Genomic DNA, 1478 nt, shown 5'->3' on the forward strand with positions numbered 1-1478 from the left:
ATCGACTACGGCTATTACACGCTGACGCCCAACGGCGGGCAGGATTGGGCGGCGCGGCCGTCGCCGAACCTGCTCGCCTGGACGGAGGAATTCGCGGCCGGCTGGGTGGCCGGCGCGGCGACCTTGGCGAGCAACGTGGCGGTCGCTCCGGACGGCACCATGACCGCCGACAAGCTTGTGGAATCGGCGACCACCGACCAGCACCTCGTCGGTCAGAGCACCGGCACAGTGACGATCGGTCAGACCTGGACGCTGTCCATCTTCGCCCGGGCGGCGGAACGGGGCGCCATCGCTTTGACGGCCTTCGGCGAGGCGTATGCCGTCTTCAACCTGCTGACCGGCGCCGTGACAGCCACGGGCGGGTTTTCGTGCTCCATCACACCCTATGGGGACGGCTGGTATCGCTGCGCGGTGACCATCCCACGGACCAACACCAACGGCACATGGTACTGCATCCTGTGGAACCTCGCCGGCAACAATGTCTACGCTGGTGACGGGGTATCCGGCGTCTACCTTTGGGGCGCCAAGGTCGAGCGGGGCGCGGCCACCGGCTACGTCCCGGTGACGCCGGCCTGCCGCGGCGTGCTGATCGAGGACAGTCGGACCAACGTCATGCGGGCGTCCGGCGCCATCCACGGTGCGCCATGGGCGAACAGCGCTGGGGCAAGCGGTCACACCGCGACGGCGACCGGCACCGCCCCGGACGGCGTCGGACAATGGGCGTTGATCACAGCCGGATCGGCGGGCGGCGATTGGCGGCAAGGCGCGGCCTCCACCCTCGCCGGCGGCGGCGCGGTCACGGCCAGCCTGTTCGTCCAGCGCGGCAATCAGCCCTACGCCCGGTTCCAACTGCACCTTCTCGGCGGCGCCACAACCGGCCGGGCGGTGAGCTACAACTTCGATACGGGACAGGTGACCGCCGACCCCGGCGTGACGGTGGCCACCCAGCTTCTTCCGGGGGGCGTGGTTCGCGTTGCCGCCACCTTCGTGGACGATGGCGACACCGGCGCCGTCACGCCGTATCTCCTGCTGCACTCCGATTCCGCCGTCGGGGAGACGACGCTGTATTGGGGCGCGCAGGTCGAGGCCGGCGCCTTCCCCACCAGCTACATCCCGACAACGGGTGCGGCGGTCATGCGCGGTGGCGACAACATCAACATGCCTCTGCAGCAGTATTTCAATCCGACGGCTTGGACGATCGCCATTGAGGGTGACGTGTTTGGTGTCGTCACCGCCGCCGACCAATACTTTTTGGAGATCGACAACGGCACCTACAGCGAGCGCGCCTTTCTGCGCGGTGTCTTCGGGAGCATCCAGGCCGGGGTGGTGAGTGCCGGGACGCAGGTGGTCGGGAATGGGCACGGCACGCTCGCTGTCAATGTCACCTACCGCCTCGCGCTTGCCATGGCGCCAGACGACGCGGCGTCGTCCCTCAACGGCGCCGCGCCAGTGGCAAACAGGGCGGGGCTGAACCTGCC

The 1478-nt window shown here is 68.5% G+C and carries 1 protein-coding gene; it reads left to right on the forward strand.

Annotated elements, in window-relative coordinates:
• The coding region (locus tag FBZ83_RS31635) for a phage head spike fiber domain-containing protein (RefSeq protein ID WP_432612509.1) at positions 1-1478 on the forward strand (1478 nt) is incomplete at both ends.

The organism is Azospirillum brasilense (genome assembly GCF_007827815.1).
Taxonomy (GTDB): domain Bacteria; phylum Pseudomonadota; class Alphaproteobacteria; order Azospirillales; family Azospirillaceae; genus Azospirillum; species Azospirillum brasilense_C.